This is a genomic window from Arthrobacter sp. NPDC080073, from assembly GCF_040686575.1.
In the GTDB taxonomy this organism is placed as follows: domain Bacteria; phylum Actinomycetota; class Actinomycetes; order Actinomycetales; family Micrococcaceae; genus Arthrobacter.
The window spans coordinates 19,560-44,250 of the sequence record NZ_JBFBKR010000029.1 but is presented as its reverse complement, the minus strand read 5'-3'; the positions used below and the strand labels follow the sequence as shown (position 1 = coordinate 44,250).

21 protein-coding genes are annotated in these 24,691 nt (G+C 64.5%); 13 read left to right on the top strand and 8 right to left on the bottom strand.

Translation table 11 applies throughout. The features are described 5' to 3' along the window. Positions 1-305 precede the first annotated feature (305 nt). The 3 genes from AB0O52_RS21635 to AB0O52_RS21625 are packed head-to-tail and all read right to left on the bottom strand — an operon-like array spanning position 306 to position 2,922. Complete coding sequence (locus AB0O52_RS21635) at positions 306-1,139, bottom strand: alpha/beta hydrolase (RefSeq protein ID WP_364542192.1); 834 nt, start codon at positions 1,137-1,139, stop codon at positions 306-308. Positions 1,140-1,170: 31 nt separating this feature from the next. Then, positions 1,171-2,025: an alpha/beta hydrolase gene (locus AB0O52_RS21630; RefSeq protein WP_364542190.1), complete on the bottom strand. Its 855-nt coding sequence runs from the start codon at positions 2,023-2,025 to the stop codon at positions 1,171-1,173. A 9-nt stretch (positions 2,026-2,034) separates the two neighbouring features. Next, positions 2,035-2,922, bottom strand: coding sequence for an alpha/beta hydrolase (locus tag AB0O52_RS21625; protein WP_364542187.1), 888 nt, complete (start codon positions 2,920-2,922; stop codon positions 2,035-2,037). A gap of 77 nt (positions 2,923-2,999) precedes the next feature. Between AB0O52_RS21625 and lysS the strand changes: the two genes are divergently transcribed. The 9 genes from lysS (at position 3,000) to dhaM (ending at position 13,724) form a co-directional block, all read left to right on the top strand. Beyond that, positions 3,000-4,526 carry a lysine--tRNA ligase gene (gene lysS, locus AB0O52_RS21620; RefSeq protein WP_364542184.1) on the top strand — a complete coding sequence of 509 codons (1,527 nt, stop codon included), beginning with the start codon at positions 3,000-3,002 and terminating at the stop codon, positions 4,524-4,526. 2 nt (positions 4,527-4,528) lie between these two features. Further along, the gene (locus AB0O52_RS21615; protein WP_364542182.1) at positions 4,529-4,705 is read left to right on the top strand and encodes a hypothetical protein; all 177 of its coding nucleotides are present in this window, start codon (positions 4,529-4,531) and stop codon (positions 4,703-4,705) included. Between the two features lie 186 nt (positions 4,706-4,891). Further along, positions 4,892-5,218, top strand: a complete 327-nt coding sequence (locus tag AB0O52_RS21610) for an Lsr2 family protein (RefSeq protein WP_059390281.1) — start codon at positions 4,892-4,894, stop codon at positions 5,216-5,218. A gap of 380 nt (positions 5,219-5,598) precedes the next feature. Next, positions 5,599-8,091 carry an ATP-dependent Clp protease ATP-binding subunit gene (locus tag AB0O52_RS21605; RefSeq protein ID WP_364542179.1) on the top strand — a complete coding sequence of 831 codons (2,493 nt, stop codon included), beginning with the start codon at positions 5,599-5,601 and terminating at the stop codon, positions 8,089-8,091. Between the two features lie 157 nt (positions 8,092-8,248). Next, positions 8,249-10,351: an alpha/beta fold hydrolase gene (locus tag AB0O52_RS21600; RefSeq protein WP_364542176.1), complete on the top strand. Its 2,103-nt coding sequence runs from the start codon at positions 8,249-8,251 to the stop codon at positions 10,349-10,351. 28 nt (positions 10,352-10,379) lie between these two features. Continuing rightward, positions 10,380-10,889 (top strand): amino-acid N-acetyltransferase, encoded by a 510-nt coding sequence (locus tag AB0O52_RS21595; protein WP_364542173.1) that lies wholly within the window; start codon positions 10,380-10,382, stop codon positions 10,887-10,889. A gap of 488 nt (positions 10,890-11,377) precedes the next feature. Continuing rightward, on the top strand, positions 11,378-12,379 hold the full coding sequence (gene dhaK / locus AB0O52_RS21590; RefSeq protein ID WP_364542171.1) for a dihydroxyacetone kinase subunit DhaK: 1,002 nt from the start codon (positions 11,378-11,380) through the stop codon (positions 12,377-12,379). 2 nt (positions 12,380-12,381) lie between these two features. After that, complete coding sequence (dhaL, locus tag AB0O52_RS21585; protein WP_364542168.1) at positions 12,382-13,032, top strand: dihydroxyacetone kinase subunit DhaL; 651 nt, start codon at positions 12,382-12,384, stop codon at positions 13,030-13,032. Then, on the top strand, positions 13,029-13,724 hold the full coding sequence (dhaM, locus tag AB0O52_RS21580) for a dihydroxyacetone kinase phosphoryl donor subunit DhaM (protein WP_364542166.1): 696 nt from the start codon (positions 13,029-13,031) through the stop codon (positions 13,722-13,724). The genes dhaL and dhaM overlap by 4 nt, the downstream gene beginning before the upstream one ends. A gap of 35 nt (positions 13,725-13,759) precedes the next feature. Here dhaM and AB0O52_RS21575 read toward each other — a convergent pair whose 3' ends face one another. Continuing rightward, positions 13,760-14,143 (bottom strand): hypothetical protein, encoded by a 384-nt coding sequence (locus AB0O52_RS21575; RefSeq protein ID WP_364542165.1) that lies wholly within the window; start codon positions 14,141-14,143, stop codon positions 13,760-13,762. Between the two features lie 258 nt (positions 14,144-14,401). Between AB0O52_RS21575 and AB0O52_RS21570 the strand changes: the two genes are divergently transcribed. After that, complete coding sequence (locus AB0O52_RS21570; RefSeq protein WP_364542163.1) at positions 14,402-15,082, top strand: class I SAM-dependent methyltransferase; 681 nt, start codon at positions 14,402-14,404, stop codon at positions 15,080-15,082. Between the two features lie 35 nt (positions 15,083-15,117). On the opposite strand, the gene AB0O52_RS21565 is transcribed toward AB0O52_RS21570, so the two are convergent. Further along, the gene (locus tag AB0O52_RS21565; protein ID WP_364542160.1) at positions 15,118-16,086 is read right to left on the bottom strand and encodes an A/G-specific adenine glycosylase; all 969 of its coding nucleotides are present in this window, start codon (positions 16,084-16,086) and stop codon (positions 15,118-15,120) included. Between the two features lie 162 nt (positions 16,087-16,248). On the opposite strand from AB0O52_RS21565, the gene AB0O52_RS21560 reads away from it, so the two are divergent. Next, positions 16,249-16,968, top strand: coding sequence for a hypothetical protein (locus tag AB0O52_RS21560; protein ID WP_364542157.1), 720 nt, complete (start codon positions 16,249-16,251; stop codon positions 16,966-16,968). Here the strand turns inward: AB0O52_RS21560 and disA are convergent. Continuing rightward, on the bottom strand, positions 16,965-18,041 hold the full coding sequence (disA, locus tag AB0O52_RS21555; RefSeq protein WP_364542154.1) for a DNA integrity scanning diadenylate cyclase DisA: 1,077 nt from the start codon (positions 18,039-18,041) through the stop codon (positions 16,965-16,967). The two genes, AB0O52_RS21560 and disA, sit on opposite strands and share 4 nt — an antisense overlap. 817 nt (positions 18,042-18,858) lie before the next feature. Between disA and AB0O52_RS21550 the strand changes: the two genes are divergently transcribed. Beyond that, a complete protein-coding gene (locus tag AB0O52_RS21550; protein WP_364542152.1) occupies positions 18,859-20,472 on the top strand; it encodes a peptide chain release factor 3 in 1,614 nt (537 codons plus the stop codon). Positions 20,473-20,610: 138 nt separating this feature from the next. Here AB0O52_RS21550 and radA read toward each other — a convergent pair whose 3' ends face one another. After that, positions 20,611-21,984 carry a DNA repair protein RadA gene (gene radA / locus AB0O52_RS21545; RefSeq protein ID WP_284980621.1) on the bottom strand — a complete coding sequence of 458 codons (1,374 nt, stop codon included), beginning with the start codon at positions 21,982-21,984 and terminating at the stop codon, positions 20,611-20,613. A 41-nt stretch (positions 21,985-22,025) separates the two neighbouring features. Next, a complete protein-coding gene (locus AB0O52_RS21540; protein ID WP_364542149.1) occupies positions 22,026-23,156 on the bottom strand; it encodes an FUSC family protein in 1,131 nt (376 codons plus the stop codon). Positions 23,157-23,437: 281 nt separating this feature from the next. On the opposite strand from AB0O52_RS21540, the gene pstS reads away from it, so the two are divergent. Beyond that, positions 23,438-24,556, top strand: coding sequence for a phosphate ABC transporter substrate-binding protein PstS (gene pstS, locus AB0O52_RS21535; RefSeq protein ID WP_364542146.1), 1,119 nt, complete (start codon positions 23,438-23,440; stop codon positions 24,554-24,556). The last annotated feature ends 135 nt before the right edge of the window (positions 24,557-24,691 follow it).

The following is a 24,691-nucleotide window of genomic DNA, read 5'->3' as shown; positions in this document are numbered from 1 at the left end:
AGCTAAGACCCACAGCGCCGATGGTACTGCACCCGGGAGGGTGTGGGAGAGTAGGACACCGCCGGACAACCATTCACGGCCAGGCCCCGACACACACGTCGGGGCCTGACCCATTTAACAACACGAACCGCACCGGACCCCCTGCCTCCACCCGCTGCCCACCAGAAGTGAGCCGGCGTCCCGCCGAAACCGGCATATGTGAGCCGGCGTCCCGCCGAGCCCGGCATAAGTGAGCGGGCGTCCGGCCAGGACCCTGCATATGTGAGCGGGCGTCCGGCCAGGACCCTGCATATGTGAGCGGGCGTTTAGCCGGAGAAGAAGTCGGAGAGCTCGGCGATGAGCTTGTCCGGTGCGCGGATCACTCCGTCGTGGCCGTGGCCGGGCAGGATGGTGTAGCTCGATCCGGACAGGACGTCGTGGATCTGGCCACACGCCACACCGAAGTAGGCGGGGCTTTTCTCCCCGACCACAATGAGCGTCTCCAACGGCAGCTCAAGGAACGGTTCTGCCGGCATGTCCGCGGCAATGACTGCCTTGATTTCGCGCACCCCGGCCTGCATGAGCTCACGCATCTGCTTGCCCATGGGAGTGCCCGAGGTCAGCTTGGTGACAAGCGTCAGCATGGACAGCGGCATCCGCGCGAAGGCACCCTCCGTTTCGACGCCCTTCACGAGCACAGCGAGCCCACGGTCAAAGTCTCCAGCCGCCGTCGCGCGCTCGTATTCGCTCGTCCACTCTGCCTTCACGCTGTGGTTGACGGAGACTGCGGGGTCGTAGACCGCCAGGCGTTCCACCGGCAGCGTGCGTGCCGCGTGCAGGGCCACTGCGCCTCCGAAGCTGTGGCCGAAGACATCGGTGCTGGCCGTGTGCTTCATGACCTCGGAAAGATCCCGGATGTCGACGTCGAGGGTGTAGTCCTCGGGCTGGGGCGATGATCCTCCACGGCCGCGGCGGTTGAAGGTGTGGACCGGGCGGCCAAGGGCGGCACTGAGTTTCTGGGCAAACTTGGAATAGTCCGCGGCGGTCACCATGGAGGCGGGCACGACGACGACGCCTGAGCCGCCAGCGGCAAGCTCACCGCCCGTCGTGAACAGCTCGAGGGTTCCGCCGTCGGCCGTTGTGATCTTCTCGCGCGTCATGCTTCGAGCCTAACCGAGCCGCAGGGTTCCGTCAGTCCTTGAAATAGCTGGAAAGGTCCAGCACAAGTTCCTTCACCGCGGCAGGAATGGATCCGTGGAAGCCTTTTGGCGATACCACGAGCGAGCTTCCGGGGACAGCTGCGTAGAGCCGCTCCGCCGTGACCTTGTAGTATTCGGGGCTTTTGCTGCCCACCATGAACCGCGTGCTTCGGGGGAGTACGGAGAAGTCCCGGGGGCGCGCAGATTCGTCGTAGGCGGCTTTGAGTTCGGCTACGCCGGTTGGCATGAGTCCCCTGAGGACCTTGTTGACCTTCGTGTGCGAAACAAGGGCCATGAGTCCGGCCAGGATGGGCTCCGGGATTCGCGCCAGGGCGGTGCCAGGCTGCATGCCCCTTTTCATCCTTGCCATGGCACGCCCCACATGTCCGCTATCCACGGATTGGGCAAAGCCGTCCAGCCAGCCCGTGTCCACGCTTCCGTCGATGTTCACGGCGGCGTCGTACACAGCAAGTTTGTCCGGCTCGTAGCGTGTTCCCGCAAACTCCTGAACGGCGTTAAGTGCCACGGATCCGCCAAGGCTGTGGCCAAGGAGGTTCCTGGCGCCTGTGGCGTCCATGATGCTGCGGACGTCCGCAATCTCCGTGGCCATGGAGTAGTTTGCGGGTAGTTCCGTCGAGCTGCCGCGACCCCTGCGGTCGTACACGTCGACCGCCCAGCCCTCGCCGAGTCCCTTGGACAACGCCATGGAAAAAGGCCGGTAGATGAGCGCGGTCAGGAATGCGCCGCCAATGAGCACCACACGGCGCTCTCCCGGGGCGTCCACCGTGCCGTAACTGTACAAGGCGAGCTTGCCGCCGTCGGGCGTCGGGACCTCACGTTCTCTCACCGCTTCATCCTAGGGGGAAGGCGCCTTCGCCGTCCCTTGGGCCAGGTAGCGGGCGATTCTAACCGCGAGCTGCTTCCCCGGCCGGAGGGGACCCTCGTGGAACTGCAGCGGGACTACCGCGAAGTCCACCAACGGGATGGTATCGGCAAGCTGCCGACCTGTTTCGGCAAAGTACGCCGGACTCCACCCGCCACTGAGCATCAGGGTTGGCGTTTGCAACTCCGCATAGTCTTGGATATGCGAGTCGGCGTCGATGATCGCGCGCATCTCCAACACCGCCGTAGGCAGCAGTTCCCTCATCTCGGATCCCAACCTCGTCTTGGCCGAGAGGATGCTGATCATCCGCAGCGCCCCGAGCGGCAAATAGGAAATCGGGCCCGCCGTGCCCAGCCCCTGGACCAAATGCGCCCAAGCGTTGTCGAGCTGGCCCGCGGTGACGGCCTCTTCCAATTGCGGCCGCCAGCGCCCGTTCAAGTTGCCGGAGAGGGAAACTGCGGCGTCGTAGGTGACGAGTCGGGAAATGGGTGCGCGCAGCGCCGCTTGGAGCGCGACGAATCCGCCATAGCTGTGCCCCACAACGTCGGTGGACCCGCTCGCGTCCATTACGGAAATCAAGTCGCTCGTCTCCGTCGCGGCGGAGTAGTCCGGCGGCTGCGGTGCCGATCGGCCGCGGCCGCGGCGGTTGTAGGAATGCACCGGCCGGCCAAGCAGGACACTCAGGTTCCGGGCAAATGGCCAGTAAAGGGAATCGGTCACCAAGGTGCCGTGAACAAGGACGACGCCGGGCTCCTCCGCAGCGCTCGAAGCGCCGGGAATGGACGCCCCGGCAACCGGCCGGAAGGAGTGCACCTCGAGGTGGCCGCCGTCGTCGTCCGTTTCAACTGTCCATGTCTCCACAGCCCGAGTCTATGTTGCCGCAGGGGCGGGAGGGGAAGATAGGGAACTCTAAGGAATCCCCGGTAAACTTGTGGATTGTGACTTCCGCAAACACCCCATCCCCGCACACCGCCGAGCCCGCCGACGCCAGCGAGCAGATGCGCATCCGCATGGAAAAGCGCAGCAAGCTGATTGAGCGCGGCACCGAGGCCTACCCGGTGGGTGTTGAGCGGACCCATTCCCTTGCAGAGATCCGCGAGAAGTACGCCCATCTCCAGGCCGACGAAACCACCGGCGACATCGTGGGCGTCACTGGCCGCGTCGTGTTCGTGCGCAACACTGGCAAGCTCTGCTTCGCCACCCTCCAGGAGGGCGGCGTAGACGGGAAGGGCGTGCGCCTGCAGGCGATGCTTAGCCTGGCGAACGTCGGCGAGGAAACCCTCGCCGACTGGAAAGCGCTGGTAGACCTCGGAGACCACGTGTTCATCAAGGGCGAAGTCATTTCCTCCAGGCGTGGCGAGCTGTCCGTCATGGCCGACTCGTGGTCCATGGCCTCCAAGGCTTTGCGCCCGCTGCCTGTCCTGCACGCCGAACTGAATGAGGAAACGCGTGTCAGGCAGCGCTATGTGGACCTCATGGTCCGCGACGAAGCCCGGGAAATGGTCTACACCCGCGCAGCGATTACGCGCTCGGTTCGAGACACCCTGGACCGCCGCGGCTATGTGGAGGTGGAGACCCCTATCCTGCAGCTCGTCCACGGCGGTGCCACGGCCCGCCCGTTCGAGACCCACATGAATGCCTTCGACCAGAAGATGACGCTGCGTATCGCCACCGAGCTCTTCCTCAAGCGCGCCGTGGTGGGCGGAATCGACCGCGTCTACGACATGGGCCGCGTCTTCCGCAACGAAGGCGTCGACTCCACCCACAGCCCCGAATTCACTACGTTGGAGTGCTACGAGGCGTGGGCGGACCAGTTCGTCATGGCCGAGCGCATGAAGGAAATCATCCTGAACGTCGCCGACGTCGTCGGCACCCGCACCATCCAGACTGGCGCCGGAGAGATCGACCTCGACGGCGAATGGGCCTGGGTTGCCGTCTACCCGGGCCTCTCTGAGGCAATCGGCGAAGAGATCACCCCGGACACCACGGTGGCTGAACTGCAGGCGATTGCCGCCAAGCACGAGGTCAAGGTGGATCCCAAGTGGGACGCCGAAAAGCTTGTAGTTGAACTGTTCGGCGAGATCGTCGAACCCACCCTGCTCAACCCGACCTTTGTCTACAACTACCCTCCCTCCGCGCAGCCCCTTGCCCGCCCGCATCGGGAGGACGACCGCCTGATCGAGGCCTGGGACCTCATCATTGGCGGCATGGAACGCGGCACGGCCTTCTCCGAGCTGATCGACCCCGTTATCCAGCGCGAACGCCTTACGGAGCAGTCGCGCCGTTCGGCCGCCGGCGATGTCGAAGCCATGCATCTGGATGAAGACTTCCTGCGCGCCCTTGAGTACGGTGCTCCGCCCATGGGAGGCATCGGCCTAGGCATCGACCGCTTGGTCATGCTGTTCACTGGAGCTGGCATCCGGGAAACCATCCTGTTCCCACTCCTCAAGCCCGAAGGGCACTGATCATGGAATACATTGCTGTTCTTGCACCGTCCGTCGTTGTCGGACTGCTCTTTTGGTTTGCCATGAAGGCTATCTTCAACGCGGACAAATCAGAGCGCCAAGCAGAGGCCCGCGCCCAGGAAGAAGCCGGATTCGGAATTGCCAAGCCGGCGGCCGATGGCTCAAAGCCAGCCAAATAGCTCTTTCCCGGGACGCTCCCGAAGATTTAATAGCTCCTTTGAGGATGCCTTTGCCCGAGCCTTTGCCCGAGCCTTTGACTGGGCCTTTGACTGGGCCTTTGACTGGGTGCCCTGCGCTGGACGATAATCTTTAATTAGTAGTCTAGCTATTCTGCATATCCGACCCCTCCAAAAGAGAGTCTTTTCATGGCACAGAAAGTCAAAATTATCCTCGTTGACGACCTGGATGAGGGCTCTGCGGATGAAACTGTCCGCTTTGGCCTTGATGGAGTCAGTTACGAAATGGACCTGTCCAGTGCCAACGCTGCGAAGCTGCGGGACGCTCTTGGGCCATTTGTAGCTAAGGCGCGCAAGACGTCGACCGGCCGTGCAACGCGTAGCCGCGTTGCCGCAGGGAGAAACCAAGACTCCGCACAGATCCGCCAATGGGCGCGCGAGAACGGTTATACCGTAAACAGCCGTGGCCGCATTCAGGCCGAAATTCAGGAAGCCTACCAGAAGGCCAATTCCTGACACCAAGTATCAATGCCCCGGCCCCTGCGGCCGGGGTATTGTCATTTAACCGCACGGTTCGCCCCGGATAACGATCTGGTTTGGCAGGGTGCCTCCACTATTCCTCCGAAGGCTTGGAGTCGGCTGGGCATATCCGGCAGACAGTCACCACGTTGCCGGGAAGAACGACGGCGGCCAGCCGGCTCGTGGGGGGTGCCGGCGGAAGCGTGGGGTGATCGTGGAAGCCAAGGGTGCGGGTCTCCGCGGTGATCCCTGGGGCCAAGGACGAGTTGAGTCAACCTATTCCCGGTGCGGCCATGTTTCCCCTGTGGCGAACACGCCCCAAAATTCCAGCGTTGCCACGTAGCATCAAAGTACGTCGTAGCTAGGAGTGTGGCGAAATGTTTGAGAGATTTACGGACCGTGCCCGTCGCGTTGTTGTGCTTGCCCAAGAAGAGGCACGCATGCTCAACCACAACTACATCGGTACCGAGCACATCCTCTTGGGTCTGATCCACGAGGGTGAAGGCGTTGCCGCCAAGGCGCTTGAGTCCCTGAGCATTTCGCTCGATGGCGTCCGCGAGCAGGTACAGGAGATCATCGGCCAGGGCCAGCAAGCCCCGTCCGGTCACATCCCGTTCACCCCGCGCGCCAAGAAGGTGCTTGAGCTTTCGCTCCGCGAAGCCCTGCAGCTCGGCCACAACTACATCGGTACCGAGCACATCCTGCTCGGCCTCATCCGCGAGGGTGAAGGCGTTGCCGCGCAGGTCCTTGTCAAGCTCGGCGCCGACCTCAACCGCGTCCGCCAGCAGGTCATCCAGCTGCTTTCCGGATACCAGGGCAAGGAAACTGCGGGTACGGGCTCGGGACCGGGCCAACAGGAAGGCACTCCGGCCGGTTCGGTGGTGCTGGACCAGTTCGGCCGCAACCTTACCCAGGCTGCACGGGAAAACAAGCTTGATCCTGTGATCGGCCGCGAGCTGGAGATGGAACGCGTCATGCAGGTCCTCTCCCGCCGGACCAAGAACAACCCCGTGCTGATCGGCGAGCCCGGCGTCGGCAAGACCGCCGTCGTCGAGGGCCTCGCCCAGGCGATTGTCCGCGGAGACGTGCCCGAGACCATCAAGGACAAGCAGCTCTACACGCTTGACCTCGGTTCCCTTGTGGCCGGTTCCCGGTACCGTGGTGACTTTGAAGAGCGCCTGAAGAAGGTCCTCAAGGAAATCCGGACCCGCGGCGACATCATCCTCTTCATCGACGAGATCCACACGCTCGTGGGTGCCGGCGCTGCAGAGGGTGCCATCGATGCCGCGTCCATCCTCAAGCCGATGCTGGCCCGTGGTGAACTCCAGACCATTGGGGCCACCACCCTGGACGAGTACCGCAAGCACATTGAGAAGGACGCCGCGTTGGAGCGCCGCTTCCAGCCGATCCAGGTCAAGGAGCCTTCCGTCGCGCACGCGATCGAGATCCTCAAGGGCCTGCGTGACCGTTACGAGGCGCACCACCGGGTGACCATCACCGACGGTGCCCTTGCCTCTGCCGCAACGCTGGCCGAACGCTACATCTCGGACCGCTTCCTGCCGGACAAGGCGATCGACCTGATCGACGAAGCCGGCGCACGTCTGCGCATCCGCCGCATGACGGCTCCGCCGGAGCTCAAGGCCATGGATGAGCGCATCGCCGAAGTGAAGATGGAGAAGGAATCGGCCATCGACGCCCAGGACTTCGAAGGTGCGGCCTCGCTGCGCGACAAGGAGCAGAAGCTCATTGCCGAGCGTGCCGAGAAGGAACGCAGCTGGAAGTCCGGCGGCATGGACGATATTTCCGAGGTAGACGAGGAGCTGATTGCCGAAGTTCTCGCGAACTCCACCGGCATCCCGGTCTTCAAACTCACCGAGGAAGAATCCAGCCGCCTGCTCAAGATGGAAGAGGAGCTGCACAAGCGCGTCGTCGGCCAGGACGAGGCCATCCGTGCCCTCTCCCAGGCGATCCGCCGCACACGTGCAGGCCTGAAGGACCCCAAGCGTCCCGGTGGCTCCTTCATCTTCGCCGGCCCCACCGGCGTCGGCAAGACCGAGCTCGCCAAGGCCCTGGCGGAATTCCTGTTCGGTGAAGAGGATGCCCTCATCACGCTGGACATGTCCGAGTACTCCGAGAAGCACACGGTTTCGCGGCTCTTCGGTGCCCCTCCGGGCTATGTCGGCTACGAAGAGGGCGGACAGCTGACCGAGAAGGTCCGCCGTCGTCCGTTCTCCGTGGTGCTGTTCGATGAAGTGGAGAAGGCCCACGCCGATCTCTTCAACTCGCTGCTGCAGATCCTGGAAGACGGCCGCCTGACCGACTCCCAAGGCCGCGTGGTGGACTTCAAGAACACGGTGATCATCATGACCACCAACCTGGGCACCCGCGACATTTCCAAGAGCGTGGCGACCGGCTTCCAGTCCGGCACGGACACCACCACCGGGTACAACCGGATGCGGGCGCGGGTCACCGAGGAGCTCAAGCAGCACTTCCGCCCCGAGTTCCTCAACCGTGTTGACGACGTCGTGGTGTTCCCGCAGCTCACGCAGGACGAGATCATCGAGATTGTGGACCTGTTCGTCACGCGCCTCGAAAGCCGCCTCAAGGACAAGGACATGGGCATCGAGCTCACCACGGCCGCCAAGGTCCTCCTGGCGACCCGGGGCTACGATCCCGCGATGGGGGCCCGACCGCTGCGCCGCACCATCCAGCGCGAGATCGAGGACCAGCTCTCCGAGAAGATACTCTTCGGCGAGCTGCACACCGGTGACATCGTGGTGGTGGATGTGGACGGCGAAGGCGACGACGCCAAGTTCACCTTTGCCGGCAACGCCAAGCCGCGTATCCCGGAAATCGCTCCGAGCGCCTAGGTTCCGCTTCCGCCAAGTTCCGAGTCAAAGGCCCCGCCCGCTCCCGAAAGGAGAGGGCGGGGTTTTTGCGTTCCCCATGTTCGTCATATCTGAAATATATGCTTCACTCTCAGTGAATCTTTTGTGATCTGGGGCACATTGCGTGTTGAATCAGGGCATGGATTCGAATGCCTCAGAGACCCCGAGCACACAACCCGAAACTCCCTTCCACGATCTCGACCACTACCTGGCCATCCCCCGGGTCGGCGGCCTGGCTCTCAGCACGGACGGAAGCCGCCTGGTTACTACGGTTTCCACCCTCAACGCAAAGGGCACTGAGTACGTCACTGCCCTTTGGGAGCTTGATCCTGCGGGAAGGAAGCACGCCCGCCGCATCACACGCAGCGCCAAGGGAGAAACCGGCGCCGTGTTTGCTGCCAACGGTGACCTCTACTTCACCTCAGCCCGCCCCGATCCGGACAGCCCCGAAGCGGATCCCGTGAGCGCGTTGTGGCTCCTGCCTGCCGACGGCGGTGAGGCCCGGGTGGTGCATTCCCGCGCGGGCGGAATCGGGGGTGTTATGACCGCGTCAGCCGCGGATGCAACCTTCGTGACGGCATCGGTCCTTGCCGGTTCCACCGATGAGGAAAATGACGAGGAGCGGCGCAAGAGCCGCAAGGACAACAAAGTAGCGGCCATTCTGCATACCGGCTACCCGGTCCGTTACTGGGACGCGGATCTGGGGCCGGCCCAGCCCAGGCTGTTCGCCGTGGAAAGCGGAGATGCGGCTGAGTCCGGCAAGCCGGCGACCGTCGATGCTACCGCACCCCTGAAGCTGCGCAATCTGACGCCCGACGTCGGCGGCAACCTCCGCAACACCCATGCGGTGGTCAGCCCGGACGGCAAGACAATCTATACGAGCATGGCCAAGCCCCTCGCGAAGGCTGACACGCGATTCGTGCTCGCCGCCGTCGATGTCGCTACCGGTTCGGTCAAGGTGCTCCTTGACCATGAGGGGATGAGCTATTTCCCGGGCCCGGTCAGCCCTGACAACAAGACGCTCTCGGTCGTCAGCGAAAGCGACAGTACCCCCCGGCAGGCGCCCCAGGTCAAACTCCACCTCCTGAACGTCGGGGCGGGAGAAACCCTTGATCTCGAGCCGCTGGCGCCCGCTTGGGACCGCTGGGGCAGCCCCGCGGCCTGGCTTCCGGACGGGCGCTCGCTCCTCGTCACAGCCGACGACGACGGCGCGACGCCGGTCTTCCGGGTCGCCGTCGCGGACGGTTCGGTCACCCGGGTGACGCAGGATGCGGCCGCGTACACCGACGTCGTGGTTTCCCCGGACGGGCTGAGTGCGTTTGCGCTGCGGAGCTCCTACGAATTCCCGGCGGAAGCGGTCCGGATCGAGCTCGCCTCGGGTGACGTCGAGCGGCTCCCAGCACCCGCTGATCGCCCCAGGACCAAAGGCTCGTTGGAACGGGTGGAGACGATCGCTGCTGATGGCGCGAGGGTCCCGGCTTACCTCGCGCTCCCGGAAGGCGCGTCCGAGGCGAACCCGGCGCCCTTGCTGTTGTGGATCCACGGCGGCCCGCTGGGCTCGTGGAATGCTTGGACCTGGCGATGGAATCCATGGCTGCTAGTGTCGAAGGGGTACGCCGTGCTTCTGCCTGACCCGGCACTGTCCACCGGGTACGGCCAGCAATTCATCCAGCGCGGCTGGGGCGAATGGGGCAAGGCGCCGTTTACGGACCTCATGTCCATCACCGACGCAGTGGTCCAGCGGCCCGACATCGACCAGACGCGGACAGCCGCCATGGGCGGGTCGTTCGGCGGATACATGGCCAACTGGATGGCCGGGCAAACGGACCGTTTCAAGGCGATCGTGACGCATGCAAGTTTGTGGGCCATGGACCAGTTCGGGCCTACAACGGACGCTTCGCAGTATTGGCTCAAGGAAATGACCCCGGAGATGGCGCTGGACAACTCGCCCCATCGCCACGTTGCGAAAATCAAAACCCCCATGCTGGTGATCCACGGTGACAAGGACTATCGGGTGCCGATCGGCGAGGGCCTGAGGCTTTGGTACGAACTTCTTTCCAGTTCCGGGCTGCCCGCCGATGAGAACGGCGAGACCCAGCACCGCTTCCTGTACTTCCCTGACGAGAACCATTGGATCCTGCAGCCGCAGCACGCCAAGGTCTGGTACGGCGTCGTGGAGCACTTCCTGGCCAAGCAGGTACTTGGACGGGAGGTTCCTGTTCCCGAGGACCTGGGGCTTTAGGCGCCATTCGCCTCGTAAGATTGGGGCTGTGACTTCGACGTTCAGTATCCGCCCTGCCCGCACCAGCGATGTTTCCGCGATCAAAAGGCTCGTAGCGCCGCTGGCAGAGCAGCGAATCCTGATGGCCAAAGAGACCGTGGCCTACTACGAGAGCCTTCAGGAGTTCCGGATTGCCGAATCGTCCGACGGCGAGGTGATCGGTTGCGGCGCCTTGCACGTCATGTGGGAGGATCTGGCCGAGGTGCGCACTTTGGCGGCGGACGACAATTGGCGGGGCAAGGGCGTGGGCCACGTCCTTGTCCAGCAACTCCTGGAGGACGCCCGCGCGTTGGGCGTTGCGCGGGTCTTCTGCCTGACGTTCGAGGTGGACTTCTTCAGGCGCCACGGATTCGAAGTCATGGCAGACCAGTCCGCCGTCGACCCCCAGGTCTATTCGGAATTGCTGCGTTCCCATGACGAAGGCGTGGCCGAGTTCCTCGATCTGGCCCGGGTGAAGCCCAATACCCTGGGCAATACCCGCATGATCAAGGTTCTTTAGCTCCGGTTTCTTCTCCTCGTTCCCGGATGTTTGATCCACAAGTCTTTACGTATATCAACTTGATGGATAAACTATTCGCGGCTCGGTTGCGGCGAGCCAACCATACTGTGGAGGCGAGAAATGAAGTACCACGTTATGTTTCCGGACTTTTCAGGTTTCCAGATCGAGCTGCCGGGTCCTGGCTCCACGCCGGAGTCGCGCAAGCGGGGAACGGGGGGTTGCATGCGGTCCGCGTGCACGGATCCCTGGCCCGACTCGATGGCCAAGGACGCAACAGCCCAGGACTTCAGCGTCGGTCGTTTGGCAGTGGGCGGGCCGCCGCACTGACCAGGCGCATACCGGAAGGGTTTTCAGGAGGGACAGCCGTTGGGGCTGTCCCTCCTGCGTTTCCGGTTCCGGACTTTCCACGTAGGGGCCGTTCCCCTACCATGCCCGGGGCGCTGGTAGTAGGGTCAAATCACCTACCAGCAACGCCCCAGGAGCGCGCCATGAAAAAGCTCATCAACGATCCCCGCTCGGTGGTGGACGAGTCCGTCGAGGGGTTCGGCATGGCCCATGCCGATCTCGTGGACGTCCATACGGACCCCATCTTCGTCGTTCGAAAAGGAGCGCCCGTAGCCGGCAAAGTGGCGCTTGTGTCGGGAGGGGGGAGCGGCCATGAGCCGCTTCACGCCGGCTTTGTGGGGCACGGAATGCTCGACGCCGCCGTGCCGGGTGCCGTCTTCACCTCGCCCACGCCGGACCAGATCATTCCGGCCACCGCGGCAGTCGATTCCGGGGCCGGCGTCATACACATCGTGAAGAACTACACCGGTGACGTGCTGAACTTCGAGACCGCGGCAGAGATGGCACAAGCTGAAGGAATCAGTGTCCGCTCGGTTCTCGTCAACGACGACGTCGCTGTGGAAGATTCGCTGTATACGGCAGGACGTCGCGGCGTGGGCGGCACGGTGCTGGTCGAAAAGATTGCCGGCGCCGCGGCCGAGCGTGGGGATTCCCTGGAGGCTGTCGCCGGCGTAGCGGAAGGAGTTGTCCGCAACGTGCGCACGATGGGCGTTGCCTTGTCCGGCTCCATCGTGCCGCATGCCGGGGTACCCAGTTTCGAACTTGCTGACGACGAAATTGAAATCGGCATAGGCATTCACGGTGAACCCGGCAGGCACCGGATAGCCATGGAGGGCGCCGACGCCATCACGCGCCGCCTCTTGGACCCGGTGCTGGAGGACCTCGGGATCAAGGCCGGTGAAGAAGTGCTGCTCTTCGTTAACGGCATGGGAGGTACGCCCCTCAGTGAGCTGTACATTGTCTACCGCCGGGCGGCCCAGATCCTCGCTGAAAGAGGAGCCAAAGTGGAACGCTCACTGGTGGGCAACTACGTCACATCGCTTGAGATGCAGGGCTGCTCCATCTCGGTGCTGCGGCTCGACGACGAACTGACCACACTCTGGGACGCGCCCGTCCACACTGCAGCCTTGCGTTGGGGGATGTGACAGTGGGCCTGGGGGTCGAATGGGCGGTCCAATGGTTGACACTTTCCGCCCGCCTCATGTCTGAGCATCGGGAGGAATTGATTGCCTTGGACCGTGCCATTGGCGACTCGGACCACGGCGAAAACATGGACCGGGGATTCCAAGCCGTCATGGAGAAACTTGCCCAGACTCCACCGGAGACACCCGGTGCAGCCCTGAAGCTTGCCGCGATGGCCCTGATGGCCAAGGTGGGCGGGGCAGCAGGACCGTTGTATGGAACGGCATATCTTCGGGCAGCCACCGCCCTGGGGGAAATCGCGGACGTTGATGCAGCGGCGCTCGCCGGAGCATTGACTGCGGCGCGGGACGGAATTGTTGCCAGGGGCAAGGCGGAGCTGGGCGACAAAACCATGGTGGATGCCTGGTCTCCGGCTGTGGAGGCGGCGGACGAGGTCCTGGTGGCGGGTGGAGATGCTGTCGCCGTGCTGGCTGCGGCGGCCGAGGCTGCCGAGGTCGGGGCCGTCACGACTGATCCGTTGATAGCCCGCAAGGGTCGCGCCAGTTACCTCGGTGAGCGCAGCGCCGGTCACCGCGATCCCGGGGCTGCATCTTCTGCCCTGTTGTTGCGCGCAGCTGCTACCGCCGCGGGATTCCCCGATGGGGCCGCTGAATGACGGTGGGTTTGGTGGTGGTCTCGCATAGCCGGAAGATCGCGGAAGGTGCGGTGGAATTGGCCGCGCAGATGGCCCCCGATGTGCGGTTCTACGCCGTCGGCGGCACGGATGACGGCCGGATTGGCACGGACCTGGAGAAAACGATCGCCGCGTTCGAGGCGGGACTCGGGGAGGCTGCAGGGGATGGCGTGGTGGTCCTGACGGATCTTGGTTCCGCGGTCATGACGGCAGAATCAGCGGCCGAGTTCTGCAGCGAGCCGGACAAAGTCCTCCTTGCTGATGCTCCCCTGGTGGAGGGCCTCGTTGCCGCCGCGGTGGCCACCCAGGGTGGCGCCTTGGCGGCCGCAGCGAAGGCCGCCGCGGAGGCGGTTCGATTTGGTCCGGAGCGGGCTTTTGATGGCGCCGCGCCGGCTGAAACCCCAGGCAGGGGCGAACCTGCGGAAAGCGGCGAGTTCGAGCTCATCAACCCCATGGGAATGCACGCCAGGCCTGCGGCGAAAATTGCGGGCGGACTCGCCGGCCTGGATGTCGAGGCAACCGTAAACGGCGTCGATGGCACATCCATCATGGAACTCATGAGCCTCGCAGTGGGCAAGGGCGGCAAGCTCAGAGTCGAGGCTTGGGGGAAAGATTCATCGAAAGCCGTGGACTACGTCAGGCGGCTGGTTGAAGAGGGATTCGGCGAGATCTGACTCGGCGTTTTGACGCCACACGGGGCTCTTGGGGTTCAGGCCTGCCGCAGGCCGTGGGCATCGAGCAAGAGGCTTGCCGTGATGGTGGTCTGGCACTGATCGCCCCACGGTTTGGCGCTTATGGGTGTAAAGCTCAATGTCCTGGCCGGCAATGCCCCGCCGTTCGTGCCCGTGCCAGTCACTTCCGCATCGATGGGCGAGGCCGTTAGCGTTCCCATGTTCAGGTAGCCGTAGCGGGTGCCGTCCGGTGACGTGACGGCCGAGCATGACCCCTCGGGTTCCGGTCCGCAGGATTGAGGTACCGACGCGCTGCCCGGCCGCAAATCCAGGTCGGCCTCGCGGCATTTCCCGTCTTGGCATGCCTTCAAATGGACGGTTTTGATCGTTGGCGCGTATTCTGCCGTGATTGTCAGGGACACTACGGGGGCTATCGCAATTGCCGGACAAGCGGTGACTTGAGGTTCGCATCCCGACCAGAGCGCCGCCGTCGTGGTCAATGCAATGGCGGCCCATAACCTGCGCATACTTGAGAATAATCCCGGCGCCGGGGCCCGAAACGCCGATGCCCACAACTGGCAGGTACATCGTTACCGACATCTGCGGATCGTTGCGGCTCCGCGACCTCAAGACAGGGCTGGGCAGGGCTTCGGCCGGCCGCAAAGAATAGGGTTCTTTGCATGACTCAACCCTCGGATGTGCATGCCACCCGCGCTGCCTACAACGCGGTAGCTGCCGACTACGCTGAACTCCTGCGCAACGAACTCGACACCAAACCCTTTGACCGGGCCATGCTTGGCACTTTTGCCGAGCTCGTGGACGCTTCTGGAAGCGGGACCGTTGCCGACATTGGTTGCGGGCCCGGACGGATTACGGCGCACCTGGATTCCCTCGGCCTGGCGGCTTTCGGCATCGACCTCTCGCCGGAGATGGTGGCAGTAGCGCGCAAGGACCACCCCGGACTGCGGTTTTATGAAGGATCGATGGAGGCCCTGGAGCTGGCAGACGGCACCTTGGGTGGCGTCGTCGCTTGGTATTCGATCATCCATACGCCGCCGGCCCGTTTGCCGGGGGTGTTTGCCGAATTCCACAGGACGCTCCGGGACGGCGGCTTGCTGCTGCTCGCCTTTCAGGCGGGCGATGAACCCAGGCACTTGGACTTCGCCTATGGCCACGAGATCGACCTCGATGCCTACCGCTTGCCGCCTGAACGCATCACGGAACTCCTCCTTCAGGCCGGCCTTGTTGTCGAAGCGCAGCTTCTCCGCGAGCCGGACGGCAGGTACGAGAAAACCCGGCAGGCCTACCTTCTGGCCCGCAAGCCAACTCGCAAGCCAACGCGCAAGCCGGCCACGTCGTGAAGGAAGCGCCGTAGCGGAACCAGCGCAACGGAATCCTAGGCCGGGAGCCGCAGTCCGCCGTCGTGCATCTCGGCCAAGCCGTCCCGCAGGAGCCCCTCGAGGGCCCGTTCCAGCTGCTCCGGGACTGAATTCAAGCGGTGCAGGGCAGCTAGCGGGACGGCCGTGCCATCGGCGGCGAAACCGAGATCGGCCGCGGGGCGCTCGAACAGTTCAGGTGCTACCGGCGATTCGGCCACGCGCAATACGGCCATGACGGCGCCCCGCAGCTGCCGGTCTGTGCCGTGCCATGCCTGGCCTTTGGGCGTGTACGTCGGCGGCGGCTCACCTGCGGCCAGCCACGCGCACGAATCGCGCACAGGGCACTCCGTGCATTTGGGGGAACGGGCGGTGCACACCAGCGCTCCGAGTTCCATGACGGACGCGTTCCAGCGGACGGAGAGCTTGACGTCGTCGGGCATGAGCGATTCGGCGAGACGCATCTCAGACGCGGTGAGCGACGGCGCCGGCAGCGCAAGTCCCGAAACGAGCCGGGCATGCACCCGGCGGATGTTCGTGTCCACCACGGTTTCGCGGCGCCCGAACGCAAAAGCAGCCACGGCCGCGGCCGTATAGTCGCCGACGCCCGGAAGGCTCAACAGCGATGCGTGCGTGTCCGGCACCTTGCCGCCATGCTGTTCCACGATCGCGACGGCGGCCGCGTGGAGCCTGAGCGCGCGGCGGGGATAACCGAGCCTGCCCCAATGTCGCACGGCCTCGCCCGAGGGTTGCTTTGCGAGATCCGCAGGTTCCGGCCAGCGTTCCATCCAGTCTTCCCATACGGGGAGGACGCGAACTACCGGAGTCTGCTGCAGCATCACTTCGCTGACCAGGATTCCCCACGGGCTGCAGTCCGGTGATCTCCACGGCAATGCACGGGCCACCTCGGAGAACCAGCGGTCCATGGACTGGTGCAGGTCCGTGAGGTGATGGGTGCCGGCAAGTTCAGCGGCGCCTGGCAGTGACATGGAGATCCTTGCTGCGGTTCGTGGCGGGCCCTGTTGGCGGCCGATTCCTGCCCTCCACTGTAGTGGAGGCGCCCGGGAATGACGTAGGTCATACTGGCCCCGATCAGGCCTCGGCGGCGTGGTGCGGCGCCATCCGGGCCCTGGGTTGCCTAGCCTAGAAGCATGGTCAACAAGGGCAATCAACCGCCGAGGGCGCGCACGTCGCCGTCGGCAAAAAGCCCTGCCCGGACCGGAGGCGCAAACCATTCGGCGAGTGGGGTCCGGCCCCAAAGGCGACGAACAAGCCCTGCCGTCTACCGGCGTCGGAGGCTGGTTGTCTTCGGTGCCCTCCTGGTGGTCCTGGCGATGATCGTGGCCGGGGTCGTCGCCATGAGTTCATCCCTTGCAAGCAAGGCTGATCCCGGCGCATCCAAGACCCAGGCAGTCGGAGCCGCTCCTGCGGGCCCGACCCCGTCGACGGGTCCCATCGTGGCCACCACAACGCCCACGCCCACCCCGGTGTGCGACCTCAATCTGGTGACAGTAACGGCGTCCACCGACCAGCCTGCCTATGCGGCCGGGCAGAACCCCGTGCTGAGCATGAAGATCACCAACGGCGGAGCAGCACCGTGCCAGGTCAATGTCGGGACCTCCCAGATGGAGTTCCTGGTGATGAGCGGCGACGACCGGATCTTCTCCTCCAAGGACTGCCAAGCGAAGGGCGATGACCTCGTGAAGCAGATCGATCCGGGCAAGAGCGAGACCGCCAACTTTCCGTGGCAACGCAACCGGACGACGGAGGGCTGTGGCGTAATCTCGGCCAAGCCAGCCACTGGTACATACACTTTCAAGGCCGTACTGGGAAACAAGGCGAGCACCAAAGCCGTCTTCCAGCTGGGTTAGAGGAACCTGTCCAGGAGGCTGGCTTCGGCCATCCGGCTGAGCCCTTCGCGGACGGTCCGGGCACGCTGGTCGCCGATGCCGTCCACGGTCATGAGATCGTCGATAGTGGCGGCCATGAGGTGCTGGAGGCCACCGAAGTGCTCCACCAAACGGTCGGCCACGGCCCTCGGCACCGACTTCAGCCCGGACAAGAGGCGGTAACCGCGCGGCTGCACACCGGCGTCGAGCACGTCCATGCCCCCTGCGAACCCGATGATCCCGGCGATCTTGCCCAGATCGATCAGCTCCGCCGGGCCAAGATCCAGAAGGGCCTGTACCGCGCCGTCGATGTCCTCGGGCGAGGCGTCGGCGCCGGCGTAGTCGCGGATGATCACGTCGCTGCCCGGGCCGCGGCCGGTGGTGAGCTCCTCCAGCTGCAGCGACAGCAACCTGCCGTCCTCACCCAGCTCCAGGACGTACTGTGCGATTTCCTCGGCAATCCGCCGGACCATTTCCTGGCGCTGGAGGGTGACAGCCACATCCCGGACGGTCACCATGGCTTCGATTTCGAGGGCCGACAGGGCACTGGTGACCTGGTCCAGGCGGGCGCTGTAGCGTTCGAGGGTTGCGAGAGCCTGGTTGGCGCGGGCGAGGACTTTCTCCGAGCCCTCCAGCACGTGCCGCAGGCCGTTGACGTAGAGGGCGATGATCTGCATGGACTGGCTGACCGAAATCACCGGCACTCCGGTCTGGATGGCCACGCGCTCGGCCGTCCTGTGACGCGTTCCTGATTCCTGGGTCTCGATGCTGGAGTCCGGCACAAGTTGTACTGCGGCACGAAGGATGTTCCCGGCGTCCTTGTCGCAGATGATGGCACCATCCATCTTCGCGAGCTCACGGAGCCTCGTGGGGGAGAAATCGATGCCGATTTCAAAGCCGCCGGAGCAGATGGACTCGATGGTCCGGTCCGTTCCCAGCACAATGAGGGCGCCAGTGCGCCCACGGAGGATGCGTTCCAGGCCGTCGCGTAGCGGCGTTCCGGGGGCCACCCTGCCCAGAGTCGCCTTGAGCGATTCTTCGGGGCTCCGAGCCATAGGTGTTCCCTTCAAAGGTGCAGGCAGGCATGCCCGCGAGTATGCCGGTTTTCAGCAGTGAGTCGACGGGATCAAAATGCCAGGTTTCCCGCAAGCTCAATGATAGAGGTATAGACCGGCAAGAACCGCACAGGCAAGCCTTAAAGTGCCCCAAAGGAGGTTGTGTGGCGGGCGCTTCGAAACGCGTTCGACGGCGGCCGCCGGACCGCCACTTTCAGTTCGGTCCCCGGGACCCTCAGTTCGGTCCCCGGACCTTAGCGAGCCGTACGAAGGCGCGCGAGTCGCTCAAGGTCGCGTCGCACACTCTGCAGCGCGGCTTCCCGGGCCGCGGCCCTGCCGGTGTCCGGATGCGTTTGCCGCGCAGGAGCGTGGGTTCCACCTGTGCCGGCGTCCGGACGGTGTCCTTGCTGGTTCACAGCGCGGCTCCCCGCGGGGGAGGGGCCGAAGGGGTCGTAGAACAAGTCATTCCCTGGTTTCATTGATGCCCTGTTTCTTTCATGCCATCGTCGGCTGGTCGGGTGTTTTCCTGGCGGATGGCTCCAATCCGGGCTGGACATGTCCGCCATTGATTCAAACTATCGGGAGGTGATTTCGGAGGTTTGTGCACTTCGTTTCGATCCTGTTAAGCGCTGGCGTTGGGACGCTGCCCCCGGCGTTGTCCCGGGCTGCGATAAACTTGTTGTCTTGGCTGGCGCGCAAATCGTGCCGCTCCCTGAGTTGGCCCCCGGCCGGCGCAGGGCCCGTATCCAGCCTCCATTCCACGTTCGGCCCGTCGTTCCAGTGCGGGCAACGCCCAGATCGCAGCGAAAGTAGCACCGTGTCCCAAGAAGTCCTGAGCCCCGCCCGAGTCCAGGAAATTCACCACGAGGCCTCCCGGCGTCGGACTTTCGCGGTCATTTCGCACCCTGACGCCGGCAAGTCCACGCTTACGGAAGCCCTTGCCCTGCACGCAAAGGTCATCGGCACCGCCGGTGCGTCGAGCGGCAAGGCCAATCGCAAGGAAACTGTTTCCGACTGGATGCAGATGGAAAAGGACCGCGGTATTTCCATCAGCTCCGCGGCATTGCAGTTCTCCTACCGGGACACCGTGATCAACCTGTTGGACACCCCGGGCCACGCCGATTTCTCCGAGGACACCTACCGCGTCCTGGCCGCCGTCGACTGCGCGGTGATGCTGGTGGACGCCGCCAAGGGCCTGGAAACGCAGACCATGAAGCTCTTCGAGGTCTGCAAGCAGCGGAACCTGCCCATCATCACGGTCATCAACAAATGGGACCGCCCGGGCCTGGATGCCCTCGCGCTGATGGACGAGATCACGGAACGCACCGGACTCCAGCCCATGCCCTTGACATGGGCCGTGGGGATTTCGGGCGACTTCCGCGGAGTCTGGGACCTGCGCAACGACCGCTTCGCACGGTTCGCGCGCAACAATGCCGGCGCCAACATCGCCATCACCGAGTACTTCACTCCGGAAGAGGCAGCCGAAGCGCAGGGCAACGACTGGAGCAACGCGGTCGACGAAGCCGGACTGGTCATCGAATCCAACCTCGAATTCAACGTGGAAAGCTTCCATGCTGGAACGGCAACGCCCATCCTCTTCAGCTCGGCGGCCTTGAACTTCGGCGTCAAGGAGATCCTGGATGCCCTGGTGGACTTCGCGCCTCCGGCCGCACCCCGCCCGGACGTCGACGGCGAGCCGCGTTCCGTTGACGCTCCCTTCGCCGGGTTCGTCTTCAAGGTCCAGGCCGGCATGAACAAGGCCCACCGCGACCACGTTGCGTTCATCCGCGTGTGTTCCGGCGTCTTTGAGCGCGGCATGGTGGTCACGCAGACACGCACCGGAAAGTCCTTCGCCACCAAGTACGCCCAGCAGGTGTTTGGGCGCGAACGCGAAGTCATCGACGAGGCCTACCCGGGCGACGTCGTCGGCTTGGTCAACGCGTCCTCACTCCGCGTAGGGGACAGCTTGTTCCTGGACGAACCGGTGGAGTTCCCGGCCATTCCGCTTTTCGCGCCCGAGCATTTCCAGGTGGCCAGGTCCCAGGACCCCAGCCGCTTCAAGCAGTTCCGCCGCGGCATCGAGCAGCTTGAGCACGAAGGCGTCATCCAGGTGCTCCGTTCCGATGTCCGGGGCGACCAGGCGCCCGTGCTCGCGGCCGTAGGTCCCATGCAGTTCGAAGTAGTGGAGGACCGCATGGCCCACGACTTCAACGCCCCGATGCGCTTGGAGCGCCTCCCGTACTCGATGGCGAGGATCTCGACGGCGGAGGCCATGCCCGCGCTCGCCAACGTCCCTGGCGCCGAGGTGCTGCTGCGGTCCGACGGCGAATACCTCGCGTTGTTCAACGATGTCTGGGCCCTGCGCCGGATCGAGAAGAACCACCCGAAGCTGACGCTGGTCCCGATCGGCACGCACAACCCGGCGAAATAGTCCCCCAAAGGCGAAGTAATCCCCTGGACATGCCCCTCGTTCGAGCTGAGGGCTGGACATAATCCTGTTATGTCCAATCCTTGGTTCGAACAGGGGGCATGTCCGGTGGTGGACCAACACTCCGGGCCCTACCGGCCGCTAGGTGATCAGCAACTCCAGGGCCTCGGCCAGGTGTGCCACTTCGCGGACCGAGAAACCCTCCGGGACAGGTCCCGGTCCGTTGGGGCTGGCGGGCACCACGGCGTGGGTGAAACCAAGCCGCTGGGCCTCGTGGATGCGCTGGTTGATTCCGGGAACGGGACGGACCTCCCCGGCCAGGCCAACTTCGCCGAATGCAATGAGCCGCTGGGGCAGGGCTTTGCGTGCCTTTGCCGAGGCCACGGCAAGCGCCACCGCCAGGTCGGTGGCCGGTTCGCTCAATTTCACGCCTCCGACAGTCGCCACATAGGAGTCGTCCTTGTGCAGGATGCAGCCGGCCCGCTGTTGGAGCACGGCCAGGAGCATGGCGACTCGCGAGCTGTCCAGGCCGCTCGTCGCCCTGCGCGGCTGTGAACTGGCACTTTCCGCCAGGAGCGACTGCACTTCGGCCAGCAGCGGGCGCCGGCCCTCCATGGTCACGGTGATGCAGGTGCCGGACACCGGCTCGCGTGTCCGCGACACAAAAAGGCCGCTGGGATCGGCGAGGCCCTCGATGCCGGCTTCGTTCAGGTCGAAACAGCCGACGTCGTCCGTGGCCCCGTAGCGGTTCTTGACCGCCCGCAACAAGCGGAGCCGGGAATGGCGCTCGCCTTCGAACTGGCACACAACGTCCACCAGGTGCTCCAAAAGACGCGGACCTGCGATGGAGCCGTCCTTCGTCACGTGGCCAACCAGCAGGGTGGTCATGTTGCGGCGCTTTGCGGCGGCGATGATGGACGCCGCGACCTCCCGGACCTGTGAAACCCCTCCAGCGCTACCCTCGACATCCGCGCTGCTGAGGGTCTGTACCGAGTCCACAATCAGCAGCTTCGGCTCGAGCTTCTCCACTTGCCCCAGCGCCTGCCCGAGGTCCGTTTCCGCCGAGAGATAGAGGGTATGCGCGACCGCGTCAATCCGTTCCGCGCGGAGCTTGACCTGGGCCGCCGATTCCTCGCCCGTGACGTACAGGACGTCCTGCCCCGTGCGGGCGAACTTCGCAGCGACGTCCAGCAGGAGGGTGGATTTTCCGACGCCGGGTTCCCCCGCGAGCAGGATCACCGCGCCGGGAACCAGCCCTCCGCCCAGGACACGGTCCAGTTCGTCGACGCCGGTGGGCAGGAACGCGGCTGTGGTGCCGTCTACCTCGGCAATCCGGCGGGCCGGCTCCAAAACCGTTGTTGCCGCCGTCGTACGCGCGACTGTGGCACCGCTTTCCTCCACGGTGCCCCACGCCTGGCACTCACCGCAGCGCCCCACCCACTTGACCGTGGTCCACCCGCATTCGGCACATTTGTACGCGGGTGTCTTGGAAGTGCGTGAGGTCTTGGAAGCCATGCGTACAAGGCTAGTGGAGGGGTGGGACGGTCAGGTGCGGCTCACTGCAAGGGAGGAAGCACGTCGCGGGCTTCCCGGGGGTCCATGCCCGCGGCTTCGAGCAGGTCCACCATGAGCGGCCGGAAGAGCATCACCACTGTTTCGCCCTCGAGCTTCTGGACATGCAGCATTTTGGGGTGCAGCCGGGTGGCAATGTCGGTCAGGTCCTGCCGCGCACCGCGCAGGTGGGCGCGTCGGGCGCCGTCGTGCACTTCCGCGAGGCCGAGCGACAGTTCCTCGACGGCTGCGGAAGTGTCCCGCAAGACCTCCGAGATGCTGTCCGTCGCTTCGTCCGTCAAGGCTGCATGGTTGATGGCGCTCGTGAGCCTCCGCGCGAACACCCGGCCGTTGCGAAGGGCGAGGTCGATGGAATCCAGTGATTCCTCCAGCATGGTCAGCTCGTCGCGGTGCCGGCGGTACGCGGGGGCGAGCGTGGCCACCTCGCCTGAGGCCTTGAGGGACTGGCGCATCCGGTCCACGAGGGGTTGGCAGTTCCGGCCCCGGATGAGGGCATGCCAGGCCTGGGTCGAGTCGCTGTTGATCAATGCTTCGGCGCACTCACGGAGGACCTCCGAGAGTTCGTGCAGGAGTTTGCGGACGTCCTGGCGCGGCTCCCGGCGCGGGTCCTTCGGGACCAGCATGGTGACGAGGAGCGCGAAAACCCCGCCCACGACGGCGTCGATGCTCCGGGTGAAAGGTCCCCCGGCCGGCGCGGGCAGCAAGACCACGAGCAGCGACTGCAGGCCGAGTTGGGTGGTGAAAATTGAGCCGCCGTCCAGGAAACGTGCCAGCAGGATGGAGAAAAGAAGGACGACGGCGGCCTGCCAGATCCCCGAACCCAGCCAGTGGAGGAGCAGATCACCGACGACGATCCCGAGGGTGCAGCCAAACCCGACTTCCACGACCCGGCGAAGCCGCGGATCCCGTGAGAAGCCGAGCGCGATCAGCGAGGAGGTCGCGGCGAAAAGGGGCCCGGAGTGCCCCAAGACATATTCAGCGAACGCATAGGCGCCCACGGCGCACACGGTCATCTGGACGGCCGGAACCAAGGAGTTCCGGCTGCGGATGAAGCCGGTGCGCAGCCGCGCCCGCAGGAATTTCTTGCTCGCTGAAAGTCCTTGGGGGGCGGTCATGGCTCAAGTCTATTCAGGAGCGGCTTAAGGAGTGCGGCTCGCCGGGGAGCCGCAAAGTGAGGGGCGTCACTTAATCCCCCGCGGCACGCCAAGCGCAAGGGTGACGCTGCACATGTAAGCCAATGGTCCACAGCCGTTCACCTTCCGTTCACTTTGGACCGCCGATCCCGTTACCTGCGGCTCTTACCGTCAATCAAGGTACAAACACGTACGCAAATCTTTCGTATGCCGACTTTCTCCCTCGGTACGCATCAGAGAATCCCTGGAAGGGGTACATCCCAGTGAAGGCAACTCGCTTCGGCCGCAATGCGGCAATCGCGGTCCTCGCAGTCGGCGCCCTTGCGCTGACCGCTTGCGGTTCGGACAACGCAACCGGCGCGCCGTCGGCAGCTCAGACCACCGCAGGCGTCAAGGTCACCGGCACCCTGACCGGCATTGGCGCCTCCTCGACCGGCGCGGCCATGGACGCCTGGAAGGCCGCATTCGCTTCCGCCAACCCCGGCGCAACCGTGCAGTACTCCCCGGATGGTTCCGGCGCGGGCCGCAAGGCAATCCTCGACGGTTCGGCCCAGTTCGCCGGTTCCGACGCATACCTGACTGACGCTGAGCTCGCCAGCTCCAAGACCAAGTGCGGCACCGACGGTGCCATCAATATCCCGGTCTACATCTCCCCGATCGCTGTCGCCTTCAACATCCCCAACATCAAGGACTTGAAGCTCGACGCCGACACCGTTGCGAAGATCTTCCGCGGCCAGATCACCAACTGGAACGACCCGGCAATCGCCGCCCTGAACGCCGGCGTCACGCTTCCGGACCTCAAGGTCACCCCGGTCAACCGCTCTGACGACTCCGGCACCACCCAGAACTTCACCGACTACCTGGCTGCCGCCGCTCCCTCGGTCTGGACCGACAAGGCTGCAGGCCTGTGGCCGGCATCCTTGAAGGGCGAGAACGCCAAGGGCACCTCCGGCGTCGTCAAGACCGTCACCGACACCCCGGGTGCCGTGACCTACGCCGACGACTCGTACGTCTCCGGCAAGCTTGGCACGGCTCAGATCAAGGTTGGCTCGGACTTCGTCAAGATCTCCGCTGACGCCGCAGCCAAGGCTGCCGAACTCGGCAAGCCCGTTGCAGGCCGGGCAGCCAACGACCTCTCCATCAAGCTCGACCGCACGACCACAGCTGCCGGCGTCTACCCGGTTGTCCTCGTTTCCTACCACGTCGTCTGCACCACCTACGACAAGAAGGAAACCGCTGACCTGGTCAAGGCATTCGAGAGCTACGTAGTCTCCGACGCCGGCCAGCAGGCTGCTGCCGGCTCCGCCAAGTCCGCACCGCTCTCCAAGGCTCTGCAGGACAAGGCGAAGGCCGCTGTTGACTCCATCAAGGCCAAGGCCTAAGGATCACAACGGAGTAGTGGTGCTGCGGACCGCGGCGCCACTACCCTGAATATCGAGGTTCCCCGTCCCGCGCTGGTGAAACATCACCGGACGGGGCGGGGAACTTGGCCATTTTTGAGTGAATCTGAAGGATCG

Coding starts and splice junctions, on each gene's coding strand:
- AB0O52_RS21635 (WP_364542192.1), bottom strand. CDS start 1,139: ATGACGCGCGAGAAGATCACAACGGCCGACGGCGGAACCCTCGAGCTG.
- AB0O52_RS21615 (WP_364542182.1), top strand. CDS start 4,529: ATGGAATACATTGCTGTTCTTGCACCGTCCGTCGTTGTCGGACTGCTC.
- AB0O52_RS21610 (WP_059390281.1), top strand. CDS start 4,892: ATGGCACAGAAAGTCAAAATTATCCTCGTTGACGACCTGGATGAGGGC.
- AB0O52_RS21605 (WP_364542179.1), top strand. CDS start 5,599: ATGTTTGAGAGATTTACGGACCGTGCCCGTCGCGTTGTTGTGCTTGCC.
- AB0O52_RS21600 (WP_364542176.1), top strand. CDS start 8,249: ATGGATTCGAATGCCTCAGAGACCCCGAGCACACAACCCGAAACTCCC.
- dhaK (WP_364542171.1), top strand. CDS start 11,378: ATGAAAAAGCTCATCAACGATCCCCGCTCGGTGGTGGACGAGTCCGTC.
- dhaM (WP_364542166.1), top strand. CDS start 13,029: ATGACGGTGGGTTTGGTGGTGGTCTCGCATAGCCGGAAGATCGCGGAA.
- AB0O52_RS21570 (WP_364542163.1), top strand. CDS start 14,402: ATGACTCAACCCTCGGATGTGCATGCCACCCGCGCTGCCTACAACGCG.
- AB0O52_RS21565 (WP_364542160.1), bottom strand. CDS start 16,086: ATGTCACTGCCAGGCGCCGCTGAACTTGCCGGCACCCATCACCTCACG.
- AB0O52_RS21560 (WP_364542157.1), top strand. CDS start 16,249: ATGGTCAACAAGGGCAATCAACCGCCGAGGGCGCGCACGTCGCCGTCG.
- disA (WP_364542154.1), bottom strand. CDS start 18,041: ATGGCTCGGAGCCCCGAAGAATCGCTCAAGGCGACTCTGGGCAGGGTG.
- radA (WP_284980621.1), bottom strand. CDS start 21,984: ATGGCTTCCAAGACCTCACGCACTTCCAAGACACCCGCGTACAAATGT.
- AB0O52_RS21540 (WP_364542149.1), bottom strand. CDS start 23,156: ATGACCGCCCCCCAAGGACTTTCAGCGAGCAAGAAATTCCTGCGGGCG.